Raw genomic sequence first — 24,840 nt, 5'->3', positions numbered from 1 at the left:
GGGGGCTAAAGGCAAATATTTGGTTTGGGATAAGCCAACGCGGATAAAAGGGGGTTAATCCCGATCATGGCGTGCGAGTTTTTTGTCCACCCAAATCGTTGCGAAAGGAAAGAAGGCGGAAAGCAGGGCAAAGACGAAATCTTCGTCGTCCCAGTGGAAAATCTTTCTGGCGGGAAGGCAGAGTAGGAGGTAAAGCGTAAAAAATAAGCCATGGAGATTGCCGGCTACGATAATGAAAATTAAAGCAAAGTCGGCTTCGGGGTAATAGCGTTTGAGCGGCATGGCGACCAAGTAAAGAAGAAAGCAGGTCCACGCTTCAATGATGCAGGCCTGGCGGAACCATTTGATGAGTGTTTCCTGAGGGTATTTCGAGAAGAATCGGTCGATGAAATTCATAGATAATGCGATCGTTTATTTATAAAAATGACTGCCGTCCAAATAGTCGAAGACTTCCGAAGGAAGCATGGGGCGGGTGTTTTTTCCTTCCTTAATCATGGCGCGTATTTCGGTGGCGGAAAGTTCGATGATGGGGGCTTTTACCAAAGTAACATTGGGATGGTTGCGAAAGCTGTTTTCCGTGGTTTCGGCGGAGGTAAGTCTCGGATAAACAATGATTTGGTGTTGGGCGATCAAGGTTTCTGCATTTTTCCACTTGTGAAGGTTTTTCAGGTTGTCTTCTCCCATAATCAGGGCAAACGCGTGATCGGGGTGTTTTTCGCGAAGGTAGGTCAGCGTGTCGATGGTATAGCTGGGTTTGGGCAGCGAAAACTCGATGTTGGAGGCTCTCATTTTCGGGTAGGGCTTCAGGGCGAGTTCTACCATATCCAAGCGGTTGTGGTCGTTTAGTAGCGTTTTTTTGTCCTTAAAAGGATTCTGAGGGCTGACGACAAACCAAAGTTCGTCCATGTCGGAGTACTCCAAGATGTAGTTGGCCAAGATAAGGTGGCCGATATGGATGGGGTTGAAACTGCCGAAAAACAGCCCTATTTTTTTCATTTTTTTTGAATTTAAAGGTTAGTAAGTTGTTCTTCCGATTCGGAAAACTTTACGTCCCTGATGTTGAGGTAATAAGTGATATTGCCTTTCCAGTGGTTTTCTTCGGCGGTGAAAGCAATGTCGAACGTTTTGTTTCGGAAGTCGTCGAGGTGTTTCCCCAATTTGAATCCCACGCATTCGATGTTTCGGTTGTTGACGGGGTTATGAAGATAGAATTTGATGTGGTTTCCGTCTTTTCCCATTTGTTTGACATGCCCGGAAACTTTTTGGTTTTTCAGTACCAAAATCGGTTTCATGTTGTGGGGACCGAAAGGCGCCAGCTTGCGGTGGAAGTTGAAGAAATCTTTGTTCAGCTCCTCGATTTGGACTTCGGCGTCGATGGTTACCGAAGGTTCCCTTTGGTGTTCTTGGATGCGGGCGGCCACTACTTGTTCAAATTTCTTTTTGAAATCTTCGAAGCGGTCTTTTTTCATGGAAAGACCGGCTGCTGCTGGGTGTCCTCCGAATTTGGTGAAGAATTCCGAGCAGAGTTCCAACGCTTCGTGGACGTCGAAATCGGATACCGATCGGGCGGAGGCAACCAGTTCGTCGTTATTTCCGTTGGTAAAAACGAGAGTGGGTTTGTAGTATGTTTCGGTTAGGCGGGATGCCACGATGCCGATAACGCCTTTGTTCCAATCCGGTCCGTAGACAACGGTGGTGTAATTTTGGGTTTGGTGGGTTTGGACGATTTGCTCCAGGGCTTCTGCGGTGCTGCTTAGGTCCATTTCCCTTCGGGAACCGTTTAGATCGATGATTTCGTTGACGATTTGCGTGGCGTGCTTTAAGTTGTCTGAAACCATGAGTTCTACGGCGGCTTTACCGTGTGAAATTCGTCCGGCAGCATTGATTTTCGGGGCGATTTCGAACACGATATTCGAAATTTCGAAAGTAGCCAGTTTATCTTCGGGGATTAGCAGCCGAAGTCCCAAATTTCTTGTTTTTCTCAATGTTTTGAGCCCCATTTTGGCCAGTACGCGGTTTTCGCCCGTCATGGAGACGATGTCTGCCGCGATGGAGATGGCTAAAAGGTCGGTTAGCTCGTAGAGTTCTCCGTCGGGGATTTTGTAGATGGTGTTTAGCCCTTGGCAGAGTTTGAAGCCTACCCCGCAGCCTGAAAGTTCTTTGAAAGGGTAGCGGCAGTCGCTCCTTTTGGGGTCAAGTACGGCCACTGCTTTGGGAATTTCTTCTCCGGGAAGATGGTGGTCGCAGATGATAAAGTCGATGCCTAATGCTTTGGCGTATTCGATCTTGTCCAAGGCTTTTATTCCGCAGTCCAAAGCGATAATCAGGCGGAAATCGTTTTCTTTGGCGAAATCGATTCCTTCGGTAGAAATGCCGTAGCCTTCGCTGTTGCGATCGGGGATGTAGTAATCGAGGTATTTTTTCTCTACGATTTTACTCAGATAGAGGTACATCAGGGATACAGCGGTGGTGCCGTCAACGTCGTAATCGCCGTAGACCAAAATTTTCTCGCCGTTTTCGATGGCGTTGGCAATGCGTTCGACGGCTTTTTGCATGTCGGCCATCAGGAACGGATTATGGATGTCTTCGAGTTTGGGCTTGAAGAATTCTCTTGCTTTTTGGTAGTTGTCTATATGGCGTAGAACGAGGATTTTGGATTCTAATGTTCCAAAACCGAGTGATGTACTGATACCGTCCACCACTTCTTCATCAGGTTCGGGCTTGTAAATCCATTTTTGATTCATAACGAAGCAAAAATAACGAATTTATTTTAGAGCAGGAGGATAAAGTGGGGAGGGTAGAAGAATGGATAAGGAGAGATTCTGCTTTTATTTCGAGATTCTAAGGCAGAAAACACGGTTGGAGGCGGGTGTTTTTTAGGCTTTTAAACGGTTGGTAAAAAAGAACTTGGTTCTGAACGGTTGTTTTTCGTGGAAGAAATTAGTTATCTTTGGAAAAATCTAAAATTTCGGATGAAACGTATAGTATCTTTAGGGCTTTTGGTGGCTGCCTTTGTTTTGAAAGCCCAAGTGGACGAAAAAAAGTTGGATCAACTGATTGGAGAAACGCTGACGACCTTTGATGTTCCGGGGATGTCCGTAGGGATTGTGAAGGACGGAAAGGTGGTTTATGCTAAGGGGCATGGCGTGGCGTCGTTAACCACGGGGCGGGCGATGACTCCCGAGACGTTGGTGGGGATTGCCTCCAATTCCAAAGGATTTACGGCGGTTGCGCTGGCTTTATTGGCAGATGAGGGGAAGTTGGATTGGGACGATAAGGTGACCAAGTATCTTCCGGAGTTTAGGATGTACGATCCTTACGTTACCCAAGAATTGACCATAAAGGACCTGATTACCCATCGTGCAGGATTGGGGCTTGGTCAGGGCGATTTGATGTTTTTTCCGGAGGGTGGGACGCAAAGCATTAAGGATATTGTTTATAATGTGCGTTTTTTGAAGCCTCATCATTCTTTCCGAAACAAGATGGACTATAATAACATTATGTATATTGTAGCTGGGGAGGTGATTTCCAGAGTTTCGGGAATGAGTTGGGCGGAATTTGTGGAGTCGAAAATCATGAAACCGGTAGGGATGTCGCATAGTTTCGGCAGTTATAACCGCGCCAAACACGTGGCGAATAAAATCGACGCTCATGCTCCGGTTAACGGCAAAGCGGTACCGGTTCCTCACGATTGGAATGAAACGGCAAATGCGGCAGGAGGCATTATGAGTACCATTGACGATATGTTGGTTTGGGCGGACTGTCTTTTGAATGGCTTTACCACCAAAGACGGGAAAAAGCTGGTTTCGGACAAGCAGATACAGCAGTTGTGGCAAATACAGATGCCCTCTACGGTGGCGCTTAAAAATCCTTATGACACGCAGAATTACGGATATGGTTTGGGATGGTTTATCAGTGATGTGAAGGGGTATAAACAAGTGCAGCATACGGGTGGGTTGATAGGTACGGTAACGCAGTTTACCTTGATTCCTGATCTTAAATTGGGTATTGTGGTGCTGACCAACCAGCAGAGTGGGGCGGCGTTTAATACGATTACCAACACGGTGAAGGATGCTTATCTGGGTCTTGAAGACCGACAGTGGCTGAAAACCTATGGCGAGCGTATGAAGAAATATTTTTCGGAGAAGGAAAAGGAGAAAGCGGCGGTTTATGCTAAGGCGGCTGCGTTTGCGAAAAACAAAATGCTTCACCCTAAGGCTTCGGAGGTGGTTGGGACTTATAGTGATGCTTGGTTCGGTGAGGTGGAAGTGGCTTATGATGGGAAACAGTACACGATTTTCTGTAAGACTTCACCTCGGCTGAAAGGGGTGCTGGTGCCGTATTCTTCCAATACGTTTATTGCGAAGTGGGAGGATAGAAGTTACGATGCCGATGCGTTCATGGTGTTTGCTTTTGACGAGAATGGCAAGGCGGTTTCCGCTAAGATGAAACCGATTTCGGATATTACCGATTTCAGCTTTGATTTTGAAGATTTAGACTTGAGGCGAAAGGATTGATTGTACTTTTTTTTAATGCCCCTGCTAAGGGGTATTTTTTATTGGAAATTTTCTGGGGTTAAGAATTGTTTTAATCTTTTTGGGGCGGCGTGCAGTAGGGACCATTCTTCGGTATCTATTTCGATGATGGCTATGCCGCAGGGGGGCAGATGTAAGGGGCTTCCAATGAGAAGGGAGGCGTAGTCTGAAAGGCTTGGGTTGTGGGAAAATAAAGCCACGGAACGCCATTGGTCGTCCAACCGTAGAATGAGGCGGTCAAAGTCTTCCGTAAGAGGTTCGTAGAGGTTTTCCTTTTTTTGTATTTCGGAATGGTTATAGGTTTCGGCGAAATAGCGGCAGGTGGTTAGTGCCCTTTTGGCGGGGCTGGTAATGAATTGCTCAATGGCGGCTTTTTGGTCTAGAAGGTATTTGGCCATGGCTCGGGCTTCTTGATGTCCTTTTTCGCTTAGCGGACGGTCAAAGTCCGTTGTTTTAATAATCGGGAGGCTTTCGGCGTGGCGTGTTAAATAAAGTGTTTTCAAGTGTTTTTTTTTCTTTTTTGGAGCGTGGCGGCTAAGGTATTAATTTTTTTTGGAGTGTTGAAGGTGGGACTATCGAGGGGGAAAAGGGAAAAGGATTTTTCTTGTATGGAAAAAGTCGTAACTTCGCGCCTTTGATTATGGAACAGAAAAACTATACTAAAACCGCTGCTTATCATACACTTGGTTGCAAATTGAATTTTGCGGAAACCTCTACGATTGCCCGTCAGCTTACGGAAGCGGGGTATGGTAAAGTGGGGTTTGATGAGGCGGCGGATGTCTATGTCATTAATACTTGTTCCGTAACCGAAAATGCGGATAGGGAGTGCAAACTTCATGTCAAGCGGGCGATGAAGGCTAATCCGGAAGGATTGGTGGTTGTGGTAGGGTGTTACGCCCAACTCAAACCCGAAGAGATTTCCCAAATCGAGGGAGTGGATTTGGTTTTGGGAGCGAAAGAGAAATTCAATATTCTTAGTTATATCGACGACCTTAAGAAGGCTCAGAGTAGCGGGCAGGTTCATTCTTGCGAGATTGGGGAGGCGGATTTTTTCATAGGCAGTTATTCCATTGGGGATCGGACGAGGGCTTTTTTGAAAGTTCAGGACGGTTGCGACTATAAGTGTACGTATTGTACGATTCCTTTGGCTCGTGGGATTTCTCGTTCTGATACGATTGAAAATATTTTAGAAAACGCCCGTGCAATTTCGGCCAAGGGGATTAAGGAGATTGTTTTGACGGGGGTGAATATTGGGGATTACGGTAAAGGGGAATTTGGCAATAAGAAGCACGAGCATACGTTTCTTGATCTTATTTCGGCTTTGGATCAGGTGGAAGGGATCGAGCGGATTCGGATTTCTTCCATAGAGCCCAATTTGCTGAAAGATGAGAGTATTGAATTGGTTTCCGGCTCCAAGCGTTTTGTTCCTCATTTTCATATTCCGTTGCAGAGTGGTAGCGACGATTTGTTGAAGAAGATGAAACGTCGTTATTTAACGGGGCTGTACAGCGATAGGATTGCTAAGATTCGAGAGGTAATGCCCGATTCGGCGATTGGGGTGGATGTGATTGTGGGTTTTCCGGGGGAAACGCAGGAGCGGTTTATGGAGACGTACCGTTATCTCAGCGAGCTTCCGGTGTCTTATCTTCATGTCTTTACGTATTCCGAGAGGGAAAATACCGAGGCGGTGTCGATGGAGGGAGTGGTAGAGGTTTCGGAGCGTAAAAAACGCAATAAAATGCTTCGGATTCTTTCCGAAAAGAAGAAGATGGAGTTTTATCGGTCGCAGTTGGGCAAAGTGTTGCCTGTGCTTTGGGAGCATGAGAACAAGAACGGGATGATGTATGGTTTTACGGCGAATTACGTTCGGGTTCAGAAGCCTTTTGAGGCGGGTTCGGTTAATGCGGTTGAAGAGGTAAGGTTGGAAAGGATTGAGCCGGATGGAACGGTGTCGGTGAGTCTTTTATTTGAGGATTTTCTTTCGAGGGTTTGATTTTTTTCGGTCTCCCACGTCTGACGGATTATTGAAGTCTTGATGGGGGAATCTCGATCTTCAAATGGAATAAACTAAAAATAGATAAAAAAGCGGCTCGATATCGAGCCGCTTTTTTCGTTTTTATTGTTCTTCAGCACTTCTCGTGGTGGATTTGTACACTTGGAAGTTGAAGACGAAGGTTCGGTTTCTCCAGCTGTAGCCGGCGTAGAGGTAGTGGGAATCTCTTGCGAAGGCCGCTCTTGAAGGAACAATGATGACGCCTTGGAGGTTGTAATTGGTTTGGTCGTCTTGTTCAAAGCTTTTAAAATACTTTAGACCTTCCTGAAAACCTTCGATTTCGTAGTAGCTTCTGCCATAACCGCTGGTGGCCATCACGGTGTTTTTTACGTAATAGAAGGCAGGGTCTACGACGGGGGAACCGGTAGAGGTCATGGTATTGGCGAAAGTAAATTCGGAGGTGTATTTTACGCCGTCGCTGTCGTTTTGGCTAAGGAAGGTGTTGGTGTAATGCATCAGCCTGAGGACGTCGGTGCTTCCGATTTCCTTTCCGGGATTGGGCTGGGCGCCTTCCCTTACGATGACCACTACTCCTGAGGGGAGGGTTTGCGGGTTCAGGTCGGAAAGTTTAGCGTACTGGTCGTCTTCGGTGCTGGTACTGCTGAAAGCACGGATGTTGCCTTGGCTGTCCAAATAATGTTCGTCCATGTATTTTTTAATGGCGAGATCATCGTTTGTGTTTTGGGTGGCCAAATCCCCAACCTCCTGAATGGTGGTGGCAGATGTGGTGTCGTTTCTACAGGCCGAAAGGCTTATTAGGGCTAAAGCGGCACAAAACAGTGCTTTTTTCATTTATTTCATTATTTTTGATACGCAAAAGTATAAAAATATAATGAGAATAGATAAATTTTTGTGGAGTGTCCGGCTTTATAAGACCCGGAGCATTGCGGCGGAAGAGATTAAGAAAAACCGGGTTTTTGTGGGGGCTCAAGCGGTTAAATCCTCCAAGGAAGTTAAGGAGGGCGACGTGTTGAAAATCAGGAAAAATCAAATCGATTATAAGCTGAAGGTTTTGGGGATTCCCAAAAGTAGAGTGGGGGCGAAATTGGTGGCAGATTATGTACTGGATATGACGGATAAGGAGCAGTACGAACTTTTGAAAATGCGGCGAATGCAGCAGGATTACTATCGGGCAAAAGGGGAAGGGCGTCCCACGAAGAAAGACCGTCGGGAGATCGACGGGTATGTGGCGTTGGAGCAGGATTCCGATTGGGAAGAAGAGGATTGGGATGCTTTTTTTAATGGGGGGGGAGAAGACGAATAATTTCTTCGGCAACGGTTTCGGGTGTTTTTCCGTCTGTTGCGATTTTATAGAGGGCTTGATTGTAGTAGGGGGCTCTTTCGAAGAGGTGTTTGGCGATGAATTCGGGCAGGTCTTCGGTAGGGATTTGGGCGATGAGCGGGCGTTTGGCTTTTTGTTTTTCCAGTCTTGAGACTAACGTGGGCACGGAGGCCTGAAGGTAGACGGAAACCGAATGCCTTGTGATTAGTGCCATGTTGTCGTAGTATGCGGGGGTTCCGCCTCCGAGGCTTAGGATGAAATTTTCTTCTTGGTTTAGGAGGTTTTCTAAGGTTTTTCTTTCGATTTTTCTGAAGTAGAGTTCTCCTTTTTGGGCGAAAATTTCGCTGATCGGACGGTTTTGCTGAAAAATAATTTCTTTGTCCAAGTCAACGCATTTGAGGTTGGTTTTTTGGCTTAATATTTTGGCTATGTGGGATTTGCCGCATCCCATGTAGCCGAGAAGAGAAAGGATCATGACGAATATTTTAGACAAATTTCCAAAAAAATTTTGAGATTATAAAAAAAGCCTTATCTTTGCACCACTTTTGAAACGGTTAACCGCCGTGGGAAAGTGGCCGACCTGGTAGCTCAGCTGGTAGAGCAATACACTTTTAATGTATGGGTCCTGGGTTCGAATCCCAGCCAGGTCACAAGACTAAAAAGGCTGTATAAATGCCGCTTTTAGCCTGTGTGGTGAAATTGGTAGACACGCCATCTTGAGGGGGTGGTATCCTTACGGATGTGCTGGTTCGAGTCCAGTCGCAGGCACAGAAAAACAAAAGGATTTTTTTAATCCTATGACTTGGTAGCTCAGCTGGTAGAGCAATACACTTTTAATGTATGGGTCCTGGGTTCGAATCCCAGCCAAGTCACAAATTTGCTGAAAAGTAAATTTTTTTCATATTAATATTTTGTGATTTGGTGTTCAAAAGCCTCTCGTTTTACGAGAGGCTTTTGATGTTTTGGATGGAGCAATGAAGAAAAAGTTAATAAAAAACCGCTTCAATAGGGAAGCGGTTTTTTGTTTTTGTGGTTTCAGGATTTCGATTTGGCTTTCAGTTCTTCTTTGTCTTTGTTGCTGGGGTTCCATACTTTGACTTCGGCGTCTTTGTGAAGGCCTGAAAGGATTTGAACATTAATGCCGTTGCTTGCGCCCAGTTTTACTTTCACTTTTTTAAATTTTCCATCCGGTTGCTTTACTTCGACATAGGGTTGGTCTTTTCCGTTAATTTTTTCGTATTGAATAAGGGATTCGTCCAGTAGAAGGGCATTTTTTTGTGAGCTGAGCACAATTTCTCCGTTGGCGGAAAAACCGGCACGAATGTACTCTCCGGAAGGGTTGTAGACATCGCCTTCCACGGGGAATTTGATGGTTCCGCTTTCGTCTTTGCCTTTGGGGGCAATCATGGTGAGTTTTCCTTCGAAATTCTTGTTTTGGAGGGCGCCGATAATGATGTTCATGGGCATGCCTTCTTTTAGTCTTCCGGCTTGGGCTTCGTCAATTTTACCTTCAAAAATCAAAGCATTGAGGTTGGCTACGGAGGCAATGGTGGTTCCTGCGTTGAACGAGTTGGCCTCAATCACTTGGCTGCCTTCTTTTACGGGGACTTCCAAAACGGTACCATTGGCTTTGGATCGGATTTGGGTGGTGGCCAGGTTTTGAAGTTCGGGGGTGGCTCCGGTTTTGGCGATTTGAAGGTTCTTTTGTGCTGTTTGAAGTTGCAGGTTGGCGTTTCTGAGTTGGATTTGGGCAGACTGCAATTGTTGCTGGGCGGTTAGGAATTCCTGTTTGGAGATGACGCCTTGGGTGTAGAGCTGTTGCTGCATAGCAAATTGCTGCTGCTGGTTGTTTAGATTGAGTTTGGCGTTGCTGATTTGCAGGCTTGCGTTGTTAACTTCCTGCTGGGCATTATTTACGCTTTGCACGCTTGGGACGATGCGCAGGGTGGCGATGAGTTGGCCTACGGTTACTTTATCGCCTTCCTTGACTAGGATTTTTTCGATGATGCCCGGCATATTGGGTTTGATTTCGATTTCTTCTCGAGGGACGATTTTTCCGGTTGCCATGACTTTGTCTTCCATGTTTTGAATGGAGGGTTTTCGAGTGAGAAATTCCTCGCTTTCTGAGGCGTTGGACCGAACGAGATAGCTGATGACAGACGCCAAAATGGCTAAGGCGACTAGTCCTAAAAACAAATAGAGAGCTTTTTTCCAAAAAGGTTTTTTATTCATGATCATTTAAGATTTTTTATTAGAGTTGATTTATTCGCTGCGCAGGGCTTCGATGGGTTTTATCCGGACGGCTCGCTGTGCGGGAATCATTCCGATGAGAAGGCCTAAAACCACCATGATGGCCATGGCGCTGAAGACGTTGGTGTAGTTGACCGTGGGATTGTAAAAAGGGAATTCTTCTTGGTTTTGGGTTATGGCTCCTAACAGCATGAGTAGAAGGATGCCGGCCATGAAGCCCAATAGACCGGACGTCAGGGTGATAACCACGCTTTCGAGTAAGATTTGGTTGCGTACGTCGCTGGGTTTGGCTCCCAGGGCTCGTCGGATGCCGATTTCCTTGGTTCTTTCTTTTACGGTGATGAGAAGGATGTTGGAGATGGCAATGACGCCGGCAAGGATGGTTAGGGAGCCCACGATGATGGTGAGCAATTGCATGCCGTTGAGGAATCCCGTTAGTTTGGCAAATTCTTTTCCAAGGTTGAAACTGCCAAAGGCATTGGTGTCTTCGGGGGATACATTGTAGTGGAGTTTCATATCGGTTTTTACCTTTTCTTCCACGATACTCAGGTCGGCATCGGGTTTGCTGACGATGGAAAAAACATCCACTTTCTCGCCCTCGTTGTAGAGTTTCATGTAGGTGGAAAGCGGGATGAAAGCGGCGCTGTTGCTTTCCATGGGGCTGCCTCTTTTGACGGTGAAAACTCCGATGACGCGAAAAAATAGACCTTTCACGGTAAGGGTTTGCCCGATGGGGTTTTCGTTGTTTTTATGGTCGAAAAAATGTTTGTAAAGGTCTTCTCCGATGACAATGACGTTCTTGTTTCCGCTGACGTCGGCATCGTTGAGGTAGCGCCCGAAAACGAGTTTTTTTTCTGAAATTTTGTTGCCGACGGGGAGGTCGCCGTTAAGAGTGTATTTTTCGGTTTTTCCTCCCCGTGCCATTTGTTCTCCTGAAGTACCGAAACCGCCTCGGGAGCTTTGGGGGGAGATGTAGTCGATTTCGGGGATTCGTTTTTTTAGCCGTTCGATGTCGCTTAGGTTAAGTTGCATTATTCTTCCTTTCGGGAAACCGTCGTAAGGGATGCTGGTGCTTTGCGCCCACATGAAAATCGAATTGGTGGCAAAGCCGGAGAAGAGTTTGTCGAAGCCGTTTTCCATGCCTTTTGCCGCACCGAGGAGGGAAACGTACAGGAACATTCCCCAAGCGACGCCAATCATGGTGAGAAAGGTTCTTAGCTTGTTGTTTTTCAAGGAATGGTAAATTTCCTGCCAAGTATCTCTTTTGAAAATCATCATCATGAGAATTTTTTTTGAGGTTATTCGGCTCGTAAAGCCTCGATGGGTTTTATTCTACTGGCTCGGTAGGCGGGGATGAACCCTGCAATGAGCCCCGAAAGAATCAGACAGCAAAAAGCGGCAAATACGGTGCCCCAGCCAACGCCGGGATCCAAAATAAAATAGGAGGCAAGGCGGTTTCCGATGAGTTTTAAGGTCAGTGCGCCGAAGGCTACGCCTGTAAGTCCCGAAGCTACGGTGATAACGATGCTTTCCTGTAGTATTAAGGCTACGATGCTGGAAGGTTTTGCACCGATGGCTTTTCTTACGCCGATTTCTTTGGTGCGTTCTTTCACGATGTAGACCATGATGTTGCTGATACCGATGATGCCCGCTAGCAAGGTGCCTAGTCCGATGAAGCCTACGATGAGGGTTAGGATGAACAGAAACTGAACCGAATCTTTGGTGTTTTCGGCATTGTTTCGGACAATGATGGCGTTTTCGTCCTCGGGAGACACGCGGTGTTTGGATTTTAGGGCTTCGCCGATTTGTTCGCCAAAGGCAATGGCTTGCTCGGGGGAGAGTTCGGGGTTGTAGGTTAGTTGGATGCTGTTTACGGTATCGGAATTTTTTTTCATTTGTTGCAGCGTGCTGATGGGAATCGAAATGGCGCGTTCTTCCCAATCGCCACCGCCTTCATCGGAAAAAACGCCGATGATTTTGAACAAGGTACCGTTGATGTTCAGTTCTTTTCCGATGGCATTTCCGTCTTTAATCAGGTCGCGTTGAACCATACGTCCGATAACGGCTACAGGTCTTTTTTGTTCTTGGTCGCCTGTATTTAGGTATCTTCCTTCGGTCAGGATTCGGTTTTCCACCTTCAGTTCGTCGGTTTGGGCGCCGGAGATTTGATAAGTGCCGCTTTCCTTGCCGTATTTGACGAGCATGGACGTTTGGTAACGGGGGGTGGCGTACTCCACTTTTTCGGGAGCTAAAAGGATGGTTTGTTCGTAATCCTCGTTTTTCAGGACGATGTCGCGAGAAGCCTGGAGGCCTCCGTAGGCGATGGAGGTTTTGCCGGTAAAGATGGTGATGAGGTTTTGGGCATCTCTGGTGAAGTTTTCGGAGAAAGCGTTGCGAAGGCCGGAGCCAATCCCGAAGAGCACAATGAAGATGTAGAGTCCTAACGCCACGGTAAATCCGGAGAGGATGGTTCTAAGGAGATTGCTTTTAAGGGAGGAGCCGATTTCTCGCCAACGGTCTGCGTCGAACATAAAAAATATTTTTAAATCAGTAAAGTACTTTTTGGGTTATGAATTCATCGCTTTCGATGCGTCCGTCTTTCAATACCACGTTGCGTTTGGTTTGGGTTGCTACATCGGGTTCGTGGGTGACGATAATGATGGTTTTTCCTTCTTCGTTGATTTGTTGAAGGAGTTTCATGATGTCGTGAGTGGTCTTGGAGTCGAGTGCGCCGGTGGGTTCATCGGCCAAGACGATTTTGGGATCGGTAATCAGGGCGCGGGCAATGGCTACCCTTTGTTTTTGCCCTCCCGAAAGCTCATTGGGGAGATGGTTGGCCCAGGGAGCCAAACCTACTTTTTCCAGATAAGCCATGGCTTTTTGGTTTCTCTCGTTTCGGGGGACGTTTTGGTAGTAGAGGGGAAGGGCCACGTTTTCCAGAGCGGTTTTGTAACCGATGAGATTGAACGACTGAAAGATGAATCCCAAGAAACGGGAACGGTACTCGGCGGCTTTGATTTCGGAAAGGTCTTCGATGGGTAGGCCTCCGAGTTCGTAGACGCCGCTGTCTTTTTCGTCGAGAATGCCGATGATGTTCAACAGGGTGGATTTTCCGGAACCCGAACTTCCCATGATGGAAACGAATTCGCCTTTGGCAATTTCCAAGTTGATGCCTTTAAGGACGTGCAGGTGGGACTTTCCTGTGTCGTAGGATTTATGCAGGTCGCGTAGGATTAGCATGTTTTTTTTTATAATAGGTAGACGGGGAGGGGAGAATGTTACAGATTGGCACGGTGGTTTTGGGGACTTATTTTTTTGAAGAGTGTTTGATTTTAATTTTTTGTTAATCAATGTTTTATTTTGTTTTGTTTGATTTTTGTTTTGGTTAAATGGGATTTTGACGGCCAATGTAAGACTGAACCGCCTGATAATGCGAGTTCTGTGTTTTTGTGGAAAACTTTTGCTTCTTAAAACCAGAGATTTAATGAAGCTGACTTTTGATATATGGGGCTATTTTTTATTTTTGTTTTCAGATTGACCGAGCCGAAAATCATTGCTTTTTTACTTTTTTTGATTGGGATTTTATTTGCTCAATCGGATGGTTATGAGGTTTTTAGGTTGCTGTTTTTGATTTTAGTACCAACACAATAAAGAACGATCATGGGAATATTTGACAAGAGAGTTAGCTACAAGCCGTTTGAGTATCCGGAGGTTTTGCAATTTACGGAGGCGATCAATAAAGCCTTTTGGGTTCATTCCGAGGTGGATTTTACTGCCGACGTTCAGGATTTTCACTCTCAGTTGGAGCCGCACGAAAAAAACGCGGTAAAGCATGCGCTGTTGGCGATTGCTCAGATAGAAGTGGCGGTGAAGACGTTTTGGGGGAATCTTTACCAGCATCTTCCTAAGCCCGAGCTTAATGGTTTGGGGGCGACTTTTGCGGAATGCGAGTTTCGTCATTCGGAGGCGTATTCCCGTCTTTTGGAGGTGTTGGGGTATAATGAAGAGTTTTTGCACGTGGTGGAGATTCCGGCCATTAAGAAACGTATTGATTTCCTTACGGAGGCTTTGCGGCATGCGAATTCCACTACGCCTAAGGAGTATGTGTCGTCCTTGCTTTTGTTCAGTATTCTGATTGAGAATGTTTCTTTGTTTTCCCAATTTGCTATTATTCTTTCGTTCACCCGCTTTAAGGGGTATATGAAGAATGTTAGCAACATTATTGCTTGGACTTCGGTGGACGAGCAAATCCATGCCAATGCAGGGATTTATCTTATCAATAAAATCCGGGAGGAGCAGCCGGAACTTCTTACCGAAAGCGATCTTGAAGCCATTTATGAATTGGTGGATTATTCCATCCGTGTGGAGGAGGAGATTTTGGACTGGATTTTTGAGTTGGGCGAGATTGACAGCTTTACCAAGGAAGATTTGCTTAATTTTATGAAATACCGTGTGGACGATTCTTTGAAAAAGATAGGCATGAAACCGCGTTACAATGTTTCGGCGGAGCAGTATCGTCCGATGGTTTGGTTTGAGGAGGAGGTTTTTGCCAACTCGCTGGATGACTTTTTTGCAAAGCGTCCTGTGGATTATACCAAGCATGACAAGTCTATTACCGAAAACGATTTGTTTTAGGAAAACGAAAAGCAGAGAACAGAGAGATAAGCGTTATAAAATACAAAGGATAAGAAAAAATTATGGAAGAAAATAAACTGGACATCTGGTGGTTGAATGAAGAAAGTGAGCAGATGCTCAATCGGGGGTATTTGTTGAAGGGAGAGACGGTGGAGGGTGCGATAGATCGGATCACCACGGCGGCGGCAAAGCGTCTGTATAAGCCCGAATTGCAGCCGGCATTCAAGGAAATGATCGTGAAGGGATGGATCAGTTTTTCTTCACCGGTTTGGGCGAATATGGGGACCCAGCGGGGGCTTCCGATTTCTTGTTTTAATGTGCATGTTCCGGACAATATCGAAGGGATTACGCATAAATTGGGAGAGGTGATTATGCAGACTAAGATTGGTGGCGGGACGTCGGGATATTTTGGCGAGCTTCGCCATAGAGGGACGGCGGTCACCGATAACGGAAAGTCTTCTGGAGCGGTTTCTTTTATGAAGCTTTTTGATACGGCGATGGATGTGGTTTCCCAAGGCGGGGTGCGCCGGGGGGCGTTTGCGGCGTATTTGGATATTGACCATGGCGATATTGAGGAGTTTTTGTCCATCAAAGATATTGGAAGTCCGATTCAGAATCTCTTTATGGGGGTTTGTGTTCCGGATTATTGGATGCAGGACATGATTGACGGCGATATGGAGAAGCGCAAGATATGGGCGCGTATTTTGGAGAGTCGTCAGCAGAAAGGGCTGCCATATATTTTGTTTACGGATAACGTGAATCGTAATAAACCTCAGGTTTATAAGGATTTGGGGCTTTCGATTAATGCGAGTAACCTTTGCTCGGAGATTATGCTGCCTTCTTCGGAGCAGGAGTCTTTCATTTGCTGTCTTTCTTCCATGAATTTGGAGCTTTTTGACGAGTGGAAGGACACTAATGCGGTGAAGTTGGCGATCTATTTTTTGGATGCGGTGCTTTCGGAATTTATCGAAAAAACCGAGGGGAATTATTATCTCAGCGGAGCGCGTAATTTTGCGATGCGTCACCGTGCGCTTGGCTTGGGGGTTTTGGGGTATCATTCTTACCTTCAGAAAAACAGGATTCCTTTTGAGAGTTTTGAGGCCACCCAGTTTAATGCCCGGGCTTTCCGTCACATTAAGGAGCAGGCGGAGGCGGCGTCCCGCGAATTGGCGAATATTTACGGCGAGCCGGAGCTTTTGAAGGGGTACGGTATGCGTAATACGACATTGATGGCGGTAGCACCTACCACGTCCAGTTCGGCTATTTTGGGGCAGACGTCCCCCGGAATCGAACCTTTTGCTTCCAACTATTATAAGGCAGGCTTGGCGAAGGGTAACTTTATGCGTAAGAATAAGTATTTGGCTCAGGTTCTTCAGGAGAAAGATTTGGACAACGAGGATACTTGGCGTAGTATTATGCTGAACCATGGTTCGGTTCAGCATTTGGAAGCTTTGACGGAGGAAGAGAAAGCGGTGTTTAAGACGTTTAAAGAAATTTCGCCTATGGAGATTATTTCTCAGGCGGCGCAGCGTCAGCAGTATATTGATCAGGCGCAATCGCTCAACCTTCAGATTCCTTCGACCATGCCGGTGAAAGATGTGAATTATCTGATGATCGAAGCATGGAAAAAAGGCGTTAAGACCCTTTATTATCAGAGGAGTTCGTCGGTATCGAAGGAGTTGATGGTCAATTTTGTGACGTGTTCCTCTTGCGAGGCCTAGGGTTATTGGATAAATGAAAAAACCACAGAATTCTCTGTGGTTTTTTTGTGGGATTGTGCTATTATTGCAGCGGTTTAAATTTGATTGTGTCTTTATGAAATTTGGAAAAGTGGAGGATCCTAGTTTGGTGGATTTTACCTTACCTTCGGATCATGGCGGGACTTCGTTGGTTTTGGAGAAACAAGGCGGAGCGCTTCAGTCTATAGCGGTAGGATGTGCGAAATGGAATCGGAACGACCTAAAGGGGTTTTACCCTAGGGGGACGAAAGACGAGTTGTCCTATTATGCGACGCAGTTTAATTCGATCGAGCTTAATGCTACGTTTTATGGGATGCCTAGTGCCAAGCAGGTGACCACTTGGAAAAACAAGACGCCGGAGGGGTTTTTATTTTTTCCTAAGATTACCAATACGGTGTCCCATTACCGTCGTTTGATTAACGTGGCGGATGCCGTTACGCAGTATGCGATGGCGGTGATGCATTTTGGGGAGAAGTTGGGGATGGTTTTTCTTCAGTTGCATGATAATTTCAAACCGAAGGATTACGATCGCTTGGAAAAATTTGTTGAAGAATGGCCTCGGGAATTGCCTTTGGCGGTGGAATTGCGTAATCGGGAGTGGTTTGATGATTCGGTTGTTTTCGATAAAGTTTGCGCTCTTTTCGAGCGATGCGGGGTTACCAATATGATTGTGGATACGGCGGGAAGGCGCGATATGCTTCATATGCGTTTAACGACGCCGTATGCATTTATTCGCTATGTTGGGGCTAATGCGGCTAGCGACTATGCTCGTTTGGAGGATTGGATGGAGCGTTTGTCCTCTTGGAAAGATAAAGGATTGAAGGGACTTTACTTTTTTGTGCATCAAAATGTGGAGCAGGCTTCTCCGTTGCTTTCGGCGCATCTTATCAAGATGATGAACGAGCGTTGGAAAACGGATTTGAAAGTGCCGGTTATGGCTGTGGAACAACCTGTTTTGTTTTGATGATTTTTGCGGGGATTAGGACGGAAGGTGTTTAAATTTCTGATAATCAATGTTTTTGCTTTTAGGTTGGATTTTTTCGGAGATTCTCAAACAAAATGCTAAATTTGAAGACGTTAAAAAAGAAAGAATCTAAGCTTTATTATTATCTAAAACATGAGCAATATTATTTTTGACCTTATTGAAAAAGAAAGACAGAGACAGACGCACGGCATCGAACTCATTGCTTCGGAAAATTTTGTTTCGGAGGAAGTGATGCGGGCCATGGGCAGTGTCTTGACCAATAAATATGCGGAAGGTTATCCTGGTCGCAGGTACTATGGAGGCTGCGAGGTGGTTGACGAAATCGAAACGCTTGCCATTGAAAGGGCTAAGGCGCTTTTCGGGGTGGAGTATGCCAATGTGCAGCCGCATTCGGGGTCTCAGGCTAATGCGGCGGTTTATCTTGCGGTTTTGAAGCCGGGAGATTCCATTTTGGGATTGGATTTGTCGATGGGTGGGCATCTCACGCATGGTTCATTTGTTAATTTTTCGGGGATACAGTACAATGCGCACTTTTACGGCGTGGAGAAGGAGACCGGAAGGATTGATTACGAGAATGTTCGTCAAAAGGCTTTGGAAGTAAAACCCAAGATGATTATTGCGGGGTATTCGGCTTATTCCAGGGATTTGGATTTTGCAAAATTCCGTGCGATTGCCGATGAAGTGGGGGCGACGTTATGGGCGGATATTGCTCATCCTGCGGGGCTTATTGCTAAGGGATTGCTTTCTTCCCCTTTTGAGCATTGTCATGTGGTTACCACTACTACGCACAAGACGCTTCGCGGGCCGAGAGGAGGGCTTATCATGATGGGGAAAGATTACGAGAATCCGTATGGGCACAAAACGCCTAAAGGCGAATTGAAAATGATGAGTCAGGTTCTTGACGGATGTGTATTTCCCGGGATTCAGGGAGGGCCTTTGGAGCATGTGATAGCGGCAAAAGCGGTGGCGTTTGGTGAGGCTTTGGATCCGAAGTTTGAGGTTTATGCCAAACAAGTGGTTTCCAATGCCAGGGCGTTGGCTAAGGCCATGATGGATCGCGGTTTTGAAATTGTGAGCGGTGGGACGGATAATCATTTGATGCTTGTGGATTTACGCAACAAAAAAGTCAACGGGAAAGAAACCGAAAAGGCTTTGGTGAAGGCCGATATCACTTGCAACAAGAACATGGTGCCTTTTGATGACAAGTCGGCGTTTACGACCTCGGGGATTCGCTTGGGAACGGCGGCGGTGACCACCAGGGGGCTGAAAGAAAACGATATGGAAACCGTGGCGGAGCTTATTTCGACGGTGGTTCATTCGATTTCGGACGATCAGGTGATTGCGGATGTTCGTCGGAAGGTGAATGCCATGATGGACGGACTGCCTTTATTTTCATTTTAAGTTGTTCGGTAAATAAAAACGGGAAGGCACGCCTTAAGGCGTGCTTTGCATTATGGAAGGAAAGAAATCGTATACTTTTGAAGAAATCAAACAGAAGCTGGTGGCTTATTGCGTTTACCAGGACCGCTGTCATCAGGAGGTGGAAGCCAAGATGAAGGCGTATTTGTTGATTCCTGAGGCGAAAGAGGAGATTTTGTTGTTTCTTTTGAGGGAAAACTACCTTAACGAAGAGCGATTTGCCCGAAGCTATGCCCGGGGTAAATTTTATGTTAAGCGTTGGGGGAGAGTTAAAATCCGCCAACATCTCAAACAAAAAGGAATAAACGACAAGCTTATTCTTAAATCGTTTGAAGAGATTGAGGAGGAGGATTATAGAATCGCAATGCAAGATTTGGCTCGGCGGCATTATGGCCAGCAGGGCGGTGGGAAAGACTTTCTTAAGAAGCAAAAAACCATTCGGTATATGCTAGGTCGGGGCTTTGAATACGAAGGCGTGCTTGAGGCATTGGAAACGATTGCGAGCAGTGAGGATTAAGCATGGATTGGCGTATTTCTGGGAAGGCAGGTTTGGTGGAAGAAGAGAAATGGATAGGATTTTAAGGTTTAAATTTTAAGTTCGGCGGATTTTTAAAAAATAAGCAATAAACGTCGGGGGAAAGGGATTTATCATGAAATATTTTCGGAAACAAGATGGTAATGCCCGCCGATTTTAGTAAATTTGCATTTTATGAGAGATTGGCATTTGATGTGCTTTAGTTCTCGGATATAATTACCAAAAAATGGCAAAATTTTCGTTTGAAAAGCTGCGACAGAAAATTTACGGAGGAGACAATTTGGTTAACCTCTCGGATGTGAGGTATCTTCCCCGCTGGGTTATACTTTTTTTGGATGTTTTTCTGTTGGGAGTATCGCTTTTTATTGCTTTTTATACGGTAATGAAATTAGGGGTGGATGTAACCACCAGTCTGCCGATTTTACAGAAAAGTCTTTTGATTGTTACGGTTAACGTTGGGTTTATGTTTTTGTTCCGGACGTATGCGGGGATTATAAGGCATTCGACGTTTATCGATTTGTTTAAGTTGCTTTTGGCCAGCTTTTGTACGGTGATGCTCTTAGTGATGACCAATTTTTTATTCGAAAGAGTTTGGGAGCGGATGCTTTTTCACAATTCGGTTTTGGTCATCTATTTTGCGTTGTCTTTTATGTTTTTGTTCCTTTTTCGTCTTTTGGTGAAAGAGGTTTTTCATATGGCTCGGGAGATTCGGAGAAGTACGTTGAGAAAGCGGATTTTGGTGATGGGGGTTAGCGAGCAATCTGTGGCGATGGGGCGGGCGATTTTGGATAACCCGCATTTGCCTTACCAGGTGGTGGGGTTTTTGACTTCCGGTGCAGACCCTGGGCGGCTGAGGATTTTGGGGAAGTCGGTGTTTACCAAAAAGAAGATTGAAAAATTTTCTAAAGAGGACTTGGGGATTGACGGGGTTTTGCTGATTAAGGAGGTTTTGTCGAGAGAGGAGATGAATCAGTGGGTAGGGCTTTTTTTAGAAAAAGAGCTTCAGGTTTTTAAAGCTCCTTCGGTTCAGAAACTTCGGGATAAGGATTTGGAGGCTTCTGCAATTAAAACTTTACAAATTGAGGATTTACTGAATCGTAAACCAATCAAAATCGAGAATGAGGAAGTGAGAAAACGCCATGAAGGGAAGGCGGTTTTGGTAACGGGTGGAGCCGGTTCGATCGGAAGTGAAATCGTGCGTCAGGTGGCTCAGTTTGAGCCTTCTTTGGTGGTGGTTTTGGATCAGGCGGAAACGCCTCTTTACGAATTGGAATTGGAGGTTCGGGAAAAATTTCCGAACGTCGGATTTAAGTTTGTGATGCAGGATGTGGTCAACTACGACCGTTTGGAAGTTTTATTTGAAAAATACCGGTTTTCCATGGTTTACCATGCGGCCGCTTACAAGCATGTGCCTTTGGTGGAGGATAATCCTTACGAAGGGGTTTGCGTTAATGTTTTGGGAAGTAAGAATGTGGCATTGCTTTCCAGTAGGTTTAAGGTCAACCGTTTTGTGATGGTATCGACGGACAAGGCGGTGAATCCGACCAACGTGATGGGAGCCACCAAGCGGACTGCGGAACTTTTTGTGCAATCTCTTCAAACTTTGGAGGGGAATACAACCAAATTCATCACGACGCGATTTGGGAATGTTTTGGGCTCCAACGGGTCGGTAATTCCGCATTTTAAAAAACAAATTGAAAGTGGAGGGCCGGTTACGGTCACCCATCCGGAAATCGTGAGGTATTTTATGACGATTCCCGAAGCCTGCGAGTTAGTGTTGCAAGCCGGAACGATGGGCAAAGGTGGCGAGATTTACGTGTTCGACATGGGGCAGCCGGTTAAAATTGTGGATTTGGCTAGGCGTATGATTAAACTTTCGGGATTGACCCCCGATACGGATATTAAAATTGTTTATACGGGGCTTCGACCTGGGGAAAAACTCTACGAAGAATTATTGAGCGACAACACAAAAACGCTTCCTACGCCTCACGAAAAAATTATGGTTTCCAAGGATATGCCGATGTCTTACGAGCAAATCAATCGTTTGACGGAAGAACTCATTGCCGTAGGGCAGGATAAAGGGAAAATTGAAGTGGTGCGCAAGTTAAAGACCATTGTGCCGGAGTTTAAGAGCAATAATTCGGTCTATGAAGCCTTGGATTAATAAAAATAAAAAATAAGCTAAACGGAAAAAGTTAACATGATAAGGAAGTTAAAAAAAATAGCGTTGCTGGTTGGGGTATCGGTTCTGTGCTACTCTTGTGCGGGATGGGGCAAAAACAAACCCAGCGAGCTGAACTATATGCAAAACGTTGAAGAAATTGCCACCACGGTGGCCAAAGATTACGCTTTGGGGAGGTTAAAACCTGGGGACCAGTTGGTTATTAATGTGTTGGCGAAGGATTTGGATGTTGTTAAACCCTTCAATCAGAATTATTCTTCGGGCGAAATCATACAAACGTCTCAGGTGTCGGGCAATAAGCCCATGCAGGGGCAGGTGACGAATGTGGGGCCGACTTATGTGGTGGATTCCGAAGGGGGTTTTGACTTTCCGGTTTTGGGGAGAATCGAAGTGGAAGGAAAGAATACGGAGGAAATCAAGGCTGATTTGCAGAGTCGTTTGAGACGCTATATCATTAATCCTTTGGTAACGGTAAAACACACCAACTTTCGGGTGTCTGTTTTGGGGGAAGTTCAGCGTCCCGGGGAATACGTGATCAGTGACGGTAACGCAACGCTTCTAAGAGCGCTTAGTATGGCGGGCGATTTGACGATGTACGGTAACCGTAACGATGTTTTAATCATTAGAAGTAATGGAGAGACGGTGGAAAAGGCCCGGATTAACCTAAAGGATGCGGCTTTCATTGCCTCGCCGTATTATCATTTGCAGCAAGGGGATGTGATTTACGTGTCGGCTAATCTTACCAGAGAGCGTGCGGCGCGGTTGGATCCTAATGCGGGGATTTACATATCCATCGCCTCTGTGGCTTTAGGTCTTATTACTATTTTTGTAACTACATTTAAATAATATTTATGGGGGAAGAATTTGGTAAAATAAACCCGGAAAACGCAGGGGAACTCAACATTCGTGAAATCCTGAAGCCTTATCTTTTAAAGTGGTATTGGTTTGTGCTTTCGGGTTTGGTTATGCTGTTTGCAGCCTATCTTTATTTGAAATTTTCTACGCCGGTTTATAAAACCCAAACTACGGTTTTGATTAAGGACGCCAAAAGTTCCGGGGGTGTTGCCGGAGAGTTGGGTGCCCTTAAGGACCTTACGTCGCTTGGCGGGATGAACACCAATAGCGTGGACAATGAAATCGAGATTTTCAAATCAAAAAAGTTGATGTCCGAAGTGGTGGCTTCCAAGCAGTTGGAGGTGGCGGTTTTTTCCAAAGATCGTTTTTCTTCCCGCGAGCTTTATGGAGATACGTCTCCCTTTAAAGTAAGCCTGATTAATGAAAAGAAAAACCAAAAGTTTCCTAAGGAACCTTTGGCGATTAGTGTTAAAGGCGATAAGATCACCTTGTCTTCCAAGGAGCTTCCCCGTCCGGTTGAAGGCTTTTTTAATAAAACCATTAGCCTGCCGTATGCCAATATTCTCATCCGTAAAAACGAGGCGTTTGATGCGGTAAAAGCCGGAGAATTGAGCGATCTTCAACTGCAAGTGGCGAATCATGCCTCAAGGGTGGAGGAGTTTCAGAAACTTGTGGAGGTTTCTTTGGTGAACAAGGATGCCACTATCATCGGGCTTTCGATGAACTATCCTCAGGTGGATAAAGCGAAAGACGTTTTGAATGCTTTGGTGGTTGCTTACAATGCGGATGCTGTGAAGGATAAAAACACCCAGTCGGAACAAACGCTTAAATTTATTGACGAAAGGATTGCGGTGGTTTCACAGGAATTGGGGGATGTGGAAACGAAGAAGGAAAACTTCAAGGCTCAGAATAATATTGCAGACATACAGACGGAAGCCAAGATTGGTTTGGAAAGTTCGGCCGATGCCCGCGCGAAGCAGCTTGAAATCGATGCCCAAATCGAACTGAACGATGCGCTTATAGGACACGTTTCCAGGACGGATTCTTATCAGGCGTTACCTTCCAATGTGGGGCTTTCCAATCCTCAGGCACTAGCGAACATTACGGCTTATAACGGTCTTGTTATGGAGCGTAACCGCCTTTTGGAATCCGCTACCAAAGAACATCCTGCCGTGGTGGACATTACCAACCAAATCAACAACCTTAGAAATTCGGTTTTACAGAGTTTGCGCAAGAATAGGGAAGGGCTTTCCTTTGCGCGCCAACAGTTTCAGTTAGAACAGAATCAGGTTTCCGGTAAAATAGCCAAATTGCCCTCTTTGGAAAAACTCTTCCGCGGTATAGAAAGGCAGCAACAGATTAAGGAACAGCTTTATCTTTTGTTGCTTCAGAAAAGGGAGGAAACAGCAATTTCCCTAGCTCTTTCGGGGGATAAGGCCAGGGTTGTGGATTATGCTTTTTCGGGAAAAAATCCGGTGGCTCCGAAGCGGCTGGTTATTCTTTTGGCAGGGTTGGTTCTAGGGCTTTTGATTCCTTTCGTCCTGATTTATTTGGCCGATCTGCTTAATAACAAGATAAACTCCAAGCACGATTTGGAAAAATTGGTTAAAGTTCCCGTATTGGCGGAGTTGCCTCGAATTGAGAAAGGCCAGTCCGATATTGTCCTTCCCAATGATTTGTCCCCTATGGCGGAAGCTTTTAGAATTCTGATTACCAATTTGAATTTCATACTTTCCAAGAAAGAGAAAGGAAAGGTGGTTTTTGTAACCTCTACGGTCAAAGGGGAAGGGAAAACGTTTACTTCGGTGAACTTAGCACTTACGCTGGCTACGCCGAGCAAGAAAGTTATCATCATCGGGTCGGATATTCGTAATCCCCAGTTGCAACGGTATAATACCGCACGGAAAGGACTCAAGGGCCTTACCGAATTTTTGTACGATGCCACCATGGAAGCGAAAGAGGTGGTTCATCAGAGTTCGTTTAACCCTCATTTGGATGTGATATATTCGGGAAGTATTCCGCCTAATCCTACCGAACTGCTGACCAATGGTCGCTACGAGCAACTTTTGGACCAGTTAAAACCAATTTACGATTATATCATTATTGATACCGCGCCATTACTTTTGGTAACCGATACTTTCCTTATCTCGGATTTGGCAGAGGCAACGGTTTATGTGGCCCGTTCGAAATATACGGAAAAAGCACTGATGGAATTTGCGCAGAAAAATATCGATGCCGGCAAAATTCTAAACGTAGGATTTGTCCTCAATGACGTGAGTAAAAATTACTTCGGCTATGGAAATAAATACGGTTACGGTTATCATGCGGAAGAAAAAACGTGGTTTCAGAAGCTAAAAGAGAGGTTTTAGA

General features: G+C 45.6%; 21 protein-coding genes and 3 tRNA genes. 14 read left to right on the top strand and 10 right to left on the bottom strand.

Features of this window, described 5'->3' with window-relative positions; translation table 11 throughout:
• Nucleotides 1-54: 54 nt before the first annotated feature.
• The 3 genes from VQ048_RS05815 to recJ are packed head-to-tail and all read right to left on the bottom strand — an operon-like array spanning nucleotide 55 to nucleotide 2,744.
• Nucleotides 55-396 carry a DUF3817 domain-containing protein gene (locus VQ048_RS05815; protein WP_327610748.1) on the bottom strand — a complete coding sequence of 114 codons (342 nt, stop codon included), beginning with the start codon at nucleotides 394-396 and terminating at the stop codon, nucleotides 55-57.
• A 15-nt stretch (nucleotides 397-411) separates the two neighbouring features.
• Nucleotides 412-996 (bottom strand): nicotinate (nicotinamide) nucleotide adenylyltransferase, encoded by a 585-nt coding sequence (gene nadD / locus VQ048_RS05810; RefSeq protein WP_327610747.1) that lies wholly within the window; start codon nucleotides 994-996, stop codon nucleotides 412-414.
• Nucleotides 997-1,007: 11 nt separating this feature from the next.
• Nucleotides 1,008-2,744 carry a single-stranded-DNA-specific exonuclease RecJ gene (gene recJ / locus VQ048_RS05805; RefSeq protein ID WP_327610746.1) on the bottom strand — a complete coding sequence of 579 codons (1,737 nt, stop codon included), beginning with the start codon at nucleotides 2,742-2,744 and terminating at the stop codon, nucleotides 1,008-1,010.
• 228 nt (nucleotides 2,745-2,972) lie between these two features.
• Here recJ and VQ048_RS05800 point away from each other — a divergent pair, with 228 nt between their 5' ends.
• Entirely contained in the window at nucleotides 2,973-4,517 is a 1,545-nt protein-coding gene (locus tag VQ048_RS05800) for a serine hydrolase (RefSeq protein ID WP_327610745.1), read from the top strand.
• A gap of 38 nt (nucleotides 4,518-4,555) precedes the next feature.
• Here the strand turns inward: VQ048_RS05800 and VQ048_RS05795 are convergent, their stop codons facing one another.
• The gene (locus VQ048_RS05795; protein WP_327610744.1) at nucleotides 4,556-5,038 is read right to left on the bottom strand and encodes a SixA phosphatase family protein; all 483 of its coding nucleotides are present in this window, start codon (nucleotides 5,036-5,038) and stop codon (nucleotides 4,556-4,558) included.
• 137 nt (nucleotides 5,039-5,175) lie between these two features.
• On the opposite strand from VQ048_RS05795, the gene mtaB reads away from it, so the two are divergent.
• Nucleotides 5,176-6,528, top strand: a complete 1,353-nt coding sequence (mtaB, locus tag VQ048_RS05790; RefSeq protein ID WP_327610743.1) for a tRNA (N(6)-L-threonylcarbamoyladenosine(37)-C(2))-methylthiotransferase MtaB — start codon at nucleotides 5,176-5,178, stop codon at nucleotides 6,526-6,528.
• Nucleotides 6,529-6,651: 123 nt separating this feature from the next.
• On the opposite strand, the gene VQ048_RS05785 is transcribed toward mtaB, so the two are convergent.
• Nucleotides 6,652-7,380 carry a hypothetical protein gene (locus VQ048_RS05785; RefSeq protein ID WP_327610742.1) on the bottom strand — a complete coding sequence of 243 codons (729 nt, stop codon included), beginning with the start codon at nucleotides 7,378-7,380 and terminating at the stop codon, nucleotides 6,652-6,654.
• A 40-nt stretch (nucleotides 7,381-7,420) separates the two neighbouring features.
• On the opposite strand from VQ048_RS05785, the gene VQ048_RS05780 reads away from it, so the two are divergent.
• Nucleotides 7,421-7,852: an RNA-binding S4 domain-containing protein gene (locus tag VQ048_RS05780; protein WP_327610741.1), complete on the top strand. Its 432-nt coding sequence runs from the start codon at nucleotides 7,421-7,423 to the stop codon at nucleotides 7,850-7,852.
• Here VQ048_RS05780 and VQ048_RS05775 read toward each other — a convergent pair.
• Nucleotides 7,827-8,345 (bottom strand): shikimate kinase, encoded by a 519-nt coding sequence (locus VQ048_RS05775; RefSeq protein ID WP_327610740.1) that lies wholly within the window; start codon nucleotides 8,343-8,345, stop codon nucleotides 7,827-7,829. The two genes, VQ048_RS05780 and VQ048_RS05775, sit on opposite strands and share 26 nt — an antisense overlap.
• Nucleotides 8,346-8,447: 102 nt before the next feature.
• Between VQ048_RS05775 and VQ048_RS05770 the strand changes: the two genes are divergently transcribed.
• The 3 genes from VQ048_RS05770 to VQ048_RS05760 all read left to right on the top strand — a co-directional run bounded on the left by VQ048_RS05770 (nucleotide 8,448) and on the right by VQ048_RS05760 (nucleotide 8,742).
• A tRNA-Lys gene (locus VQ048_RS05770) sits at nucleotides 8,448-8,520 on the top strand.
• Between the two features lie 34 nt (nucleotides 8,521-8,554).
• Nucleotides 8,555-8,638 (top strand) — tRNA-Leu (locus tag VQ048_RS05765).
• Nucleotides 8,639-8,669: 31 nt separating this feature from the next.
• A tRNA-Lys gene (locus tag VQ048_RS05760) sits at nucleotides 8,670-8,742 on the top strand.
• Between the two features lie 163 nt (nucleotides 8,743-8,905).
• On the opposite strand, the gene VQ048_RS05755 is transcribed toward VQ048_RS05760, so the two are convergent.
• From VQ048_RS05755 to VQ048_RS05740, 4 genes are read right to left on the bottom strand one after another with little or no spacing between them, the layout of a single operon-like run.
• Nucleotides 8,906-10,102 (bottom strand): efflux RND transporter periplasmic adaptor subunit, encoded by a 1,197-nt coding sequence (locus VQ048_RS05755; protein WP_327610739.1) that lies wholly within the window; start codon nucleotides 10,100-10,102, stop codon nucleotides 8,906-8,908.
• A 30-nt stretch (nucleotides 10,103-10,132) separates the two neighbouring features.
• Nucleotides 10,133-11,401 carry an ABC transporter permease gene (locus VQ048_RS05750; RefSeq protein WP_327610738.1) on the bottom strand — a complete coding sequence of 423 codons (1,269 nt, stop codon included), beginning with the start codon at nucleotides 11,399-11,401 and terminating at the stop codon, nucleotides 10,133-10,135.
• Between the two features lie 17 nt (nucleotides 11,402-11,418).
• Nucleotides 11,419-12,651, bottom strand: coding sequence for an ABC transporter permease (locus VQ048_RS05745; RefSeq protein WP_327610737.1), 1,233 nt, complete (start codon nucleotides 12,649-12,651; stop codon nucleotides 11,419-11,421).
• A gap of 16 nt (nucleotides 12,652-12,667) precedes the next feature.
• Nucleotides 12,668-13,360: an ABC transporter ATP-binding protein gene (locus tag VQ048_RS05740; protein WP_327610736.1), complete on the bottom strand. Its 693-nt coding sequence runs from the start codon at nucleotides 13,358-13,360 to the stop codon at nucleotides 12,668-12,670.
• 420 nt (nucleotides 13,361-13,780) lie between these two features.
• On the opposite strand from VQ048_RS05740, the gene VQ048_RS05735 reads away from it, so the two are divergent.
• The 8 genes from VQ048_RS05735 to VQ048_RS05700 all read left to right on the top strand — a co-directional run bounded on the left by VQ048_RS05735 (nucleotide 13,781) and on the right by VQ048_RS05700 (nucleotide 24,839).
• Nucleotides 13,781-14,755, top strand: coding sequence for a ribonucleotide-diphosphate reductase subunit beta (locus VQ048_RS05735; RefSeq protein WP_327610735.1), 975 nt, complete (start codon nucleotides 13,781-13,783; stop codon nucleotides 14,753-14,755).
• 62 nt (nucleotides 14,756-14,817) lie between these two features.
• The gene (locus tag VQ048_RS05730; protein WP_327610734.1) at nucleotides 14,818-16,476 is read left to right on the top strand and encodes a ribonucleoside-diphosphate reductase subunit alpha; all 1,659 of its coding nucleotides are present in this window, start codon (nucleotides 14,818-14,820) and stop codon (nucleotides 16,474-16,476) included.
• 94 nt (nucleotides 16,477-16,570) lie between these two features.
• Entirely contained in the window at nucleotides 16,571-17,458 is an 888-nt protein-coding gene (locus tag VQ048_RS05725; RefSeq protein WP_327610733.1) for a DUF72 domain-containing protein, read from the top strand.
• A 153-nt stretch (nucleotides 17,459-17,611) separates the two neighbouring features.
• Nucleotides 17,612-18,880: a serine hydroxymethyltransferase gene (gene glyA, locus VQ048_RS05720; protein WP_327610732.1), complete on the top strand. Its 1,269-nt coding sequence runs from the start codon at nucleotides 17,612-17,614 to the stop codon at nucleotides 18,878-18,880.
• A 52-nt stretch (nucleotides 18,881-18,932) separates the two neighbouring features.
• A complete protein-coding gene (locus VQ048_RS05715; RefSeq protein WP_327610731.1) occupies nucleotides 18,933-19,415 on the top strand; it encodes a regulatory protein RecX in 483 nt (160 codons plus the stop codon).
• Between the two features lie 244 nt (nucleotides 19,416-19,659).
• Entirely contained in the window at nucleotides 19,660-21,597 is a 1,938-nt protein-coding gene (locus VQ048_RS05710; RefSeq protein ID WP_327610730.1) for a polysaccharide biosynthesis protein, read from the top strand.
• Between the two features lie 36 nt (nucleotides 21,598-21,633).
• Nucleotides 21,634-22,461 carry a polysaccharide biosynthesis/export family protein gene (locus VQ048_RS05705; RefSeq protein WP_327610729.1) on the top strand — a complete coding sequence of 276 codons (828 nt, stop codon included), beginning with the start codon at nucleotides 21,634-21,636 and terminating at the stop codon, nucleotides 22,459-22,461.
• 5 nt (nucleotides 22,462-22,466) lie between these two features.
• Nucleotides 22,467-24,839, top strand: a complete 2,373-nt coding sequence (locus VQ048_RS05700) for a GumC family protein (RefSeq protein WP_327610728.1) — start codon at nucleotides 22,467-22,469, stop codon at nucleotides 24,837-24,839.
• Nucleotide 24,840 lies beyond the last annotated feature (1 nt).

It is taken from the genome of Bergeyella anatis (assembly GCF_036016955.1).
GTDB lineage: Bacteria > Bacteroidota > Bacteroidia > Flavobacteriales > Weeksellaceae > JAYWXI01.
This window is presented reverse-complemented; position numbering and strand designations above follow the sequence as displayed.